The 2742-nt window shown below is 62.3% G+C and carries 3 protein-coding genes and 1 pseudogene; 3 read left to right on the plus strand and 1 reads right to left on the minus strand.

All coding sequences use genetic code 11. From position 1 onward, the window contains the following. The 3 genes and pseudogenes from Q0O95_RS13955 to Q0O95_RS13965 form a co-directional block, all read left to right on the plus strand. Positions 1-263, plus strand: a pseudogene (locus Q0O95_RS13955) (hypothetical protein); the annotation flags it as partial. Further along, complete coding sequence (locus Q0O95_RS13960; RefSeq protein ID WP_293699941.1) at positions 260-496, plus strand: hypothetical protein; 237 nt, start codon at positions 260-262, stop codon at positions 494-496. The pseudogene Q0O95_RS13955 and the gene Q0O95_RS13960, both read left to right, overlap by 4 nt. A 261-nt stretch (positions 497-757) precedes the next feature. Beyond that, complete coding sequence (locus tag Q0O95_RS13965; RefSeq protein ID WP_293699944.1) at positions 758-2089, plus strand: TIGR00366 family protein; 1332 nt, start codon at positions 758-760, stop codon at positions 2087-2089. 151 nt (positions 2090-2240) lie between these two features. Here Q0O95_RS13965 and Q0O95_RS13970 read toward each other — a convergent pair. Continuing rightward, a partial coding sequence (locus Q0O95_RS13970; RefSeq protein WP_293699946.1) for a GntR family transcriptional regulator occupies positions 2241-2742 on the minus strand: 502 nt, incomplete at its 5' end.

Consider the following 2742-nt stretch of genomic DNA (forward strand, 5'->3'; position numbering starts at 1 on the left):
TGCTGCTGCTCACGATGGCTGTTGCGTTGAGCCCTTCGCTCGGGATGGTCGTCCCCGTGCGATTTCTGTCGGCGGTGGTGCACGCGACCTACCTGGGCACGGCATCCATTCTGGTCGCGAGGATGCTCGGACGCGGTCGCGACGGACGTGGCGCCGCCATCGTGATCGGCGCAGTGGGCTTTGCGGTATTGCTCGTCGCCAACGATGCCGGCATCACATCAGCGCTCGGGGCGAGCCTCGTGGGGCAGCACTGGGCGGGATGACGCCGTGTGCGCAGGTGCTGTTCCTGCGGTTCATGCAACAACGTCGCCGGTTAGGCGCATCCCTCGCCCCCGCCGTCGTGAACCTCGGCAACTTCTCCGGCACCGCGATCGGCGGCTTCGCAATGGTCGGTCTCGGCGTGCACTCGCTACCGCTGGTCTCGCTCGGGTTCTTGGTGCTGGCCGCGAGCATCCTGCTGGCGCTTTCCATGCGGATGCGCGCTACGGCCGGCTAGCGCTGGCGCAGAAGGCGGCGGGTCATGCGTTTCACTGATCGTTGCTGAGTCGAAGGGCTTGCCCCGAAGGCAATCGTAACGGCATCGGCGTGCCTGAGTACAAGGATATTCGCATCATTGGGTTCAATCCATGCGACTGTGGTACGGTTTTCGCGAGGTTTCCGGCAAGAAATCGCTTAATTGGATCCACTACAAGGAGGTTGTGGGGTGTCCCAACCACGTAGCACCGAGACTCTTCCGAAGGAAGAAAAGCCTGGTGGCATGCTGAGGCTCGCGGAGTTCTTCAGCAGAATCGTCCGCAAGTATCTGCCAGACCCGCTCGCCATCGCGATCATCCTGACGATCTTCAGCGTCCTACTCGCTGTGACGGTAGGGCGATCGAACCCGCTCGACGTAGTCGAGTATTGGGGTGGCGGATTCTGGGACCTGCTGGAGTTCGGCATGCAGGTCGTTCTGATCATCCTGACCGGCTTCCTGCTCGCGAAGACCCCCATCGTCGACGTCATGCTGACGCGGCTGGCGAAGCTGCCGAAAGGCAATACGAGCGCGATCGTCCTGGCCGTAGTCCTTACCGGTATCGCGAGCTGGCTGCAGTGGGGCTTCGGTCTTATCATCGGCACGATCATCGCGCAGAAGATCGCGGCCAACGTGAAAACACTGCACTATCCCCTCGCAATCGCAGCTGCATACTCCGGCTTCGTGGTCTACGGCATGGGCATCTCGGCCACGATTCCACTGCTCGTCGCCACGGACGGGCACTTCCTCGAGGATCAGATGGGTGTCGTCGGTCTCGAGGAGACGGTGTTCCACCCGGTCATTCTGATCACCACGATCCTCACGATCGTTACGATGCCGTTCTTCTTGGCGCTGCTGCATCCCAAAGACCCCAAGAGGGTCATCCCGCTCGACCCTGCCGTGCTCCAGATCAAGAAGAACGAAGAGGTCGAGGTCGGCGAGCGGTCATTCGGCCAGCGCCTCAACGACTCTCCCGTTCTGGGCATCGCAGCGGGTCTGCTGGGGCTGTCGTATTCAATGATTTACTTCATCGGCGGCGGTTCTATCGACCTCAATTCCGTGAACTTCCTGTTCCTGATGCTGGCGTTCCTGCTGTTCGCTCGCCCGTCGCGGTTCATCACCGCAGTGGCCGAGGGCGTGAAGACCGTCGGCGGCGTCATCGTGCAGTACCCGTTCTACGCGGGCATCATGGCGATCCTTGTCGGCTCGGGCCTGGTGGTGACGTTCTCGGAACTGTTCACGGCGATCTCGACACCGCATACGCTGCCGCTGTGGGCATTCATTTCTGCCGGTCTCATCAATCTGCTCATCCCCTCCGGCGGCGGCCAGTTCGCTGTGCAGGGGCCGGTCGTGATCGAGGCGGCGAACGCGATCGGTGCGAGCCCGGCAGCGACGGCAATGGCGGTGTCCGTCGGCGACCAGTGGACGAACATGCTGCAGCCGTTCTTCCTGCTGCCGGTGCTGGCGCTCTCGAAGCTCAAGCTGACCGATGTGCTCGGTTACACGATCATTATGTTGTTCTTCACCGGCGTCATCTTCACGGCGTCGATGTTGGTCTACGGTTTCGTGATGTTGTAACGCCTGACCGGTCGGGTCCGCACGGTCCCTACAGCTCGCATCGCCTGTTCAGTGCGGGGTTTGCGTCGCAATTCTTCCATCGAAGCGACGCAAACCCAGCACTGAATCAACCTCGTCGAGGGGCAGACCGCGGCGCCGAAACTTTCGTTCGTCACTCGAAGATTTCGGGCATGCGCTCGAGCTCGCGCTTCGTCCGGCGGATGTGCATGGCGAGCACGCGCGAAGCCTCGTCGGCATCCCGGTTCCGGATCGCAGCGATCATGAGCCGGTGATCCATATCGGCACGGTGATCATCCTGAATCCTCGCGGACGTGACGAACTCGCGGCGGTAGTGCTGCGTTCGGTTCCAGAGGTTGGTCGCGGTCTGCTGGAGCGTGAGCGTGTCGGCCGCCGAGTAGGAGAGCAGGTGGAAGCGACGGTCGAACTCGATGAACGTGGCGGCGTCCGGAGCAGCCTCCATCTCGTCGGCCAGCCGCTCGAGTTCGTCGACGGTTTCGTCGCTCAGGTGCGGGATGTTGTATCGCAGCAGCAGTGGGTCGATACGCTCGCGAATCTCGTACAGTTCCGTCACTTCAGCCGCGCTGAGCTTCGAGACCCATGCCCCGGCGTTGGCTACGAGCGTGACCAGACCCTCGGCGGCAAGGGTGCGCAGC

Origin of the sequence: uncultured Agrococcus sp., from assembly GCF_945915485.1 — a bacterium.
Lineage (GTDB): Bacteria > Actinomycetota > Actinomycetes > Actinomycetales > Microbacteriaceae > Agrococcus.

Coding starts and splice junctions, on each gene's coding strand:
- Q0O95_RS13960 (WP_293699941.1), top strand. CDS start 260: ATGACGCCGTGTGCGCAGGTGCTGTTCCTGCGGTTCATGCAACAACGT.
- Q0O95_RS13965 (WP_293699944.1), top strand. CDS start 758: ATGCTGAGGCTCGCGGAGTTCTTCAGCAGAATCGTCCGCAAGTATCTG.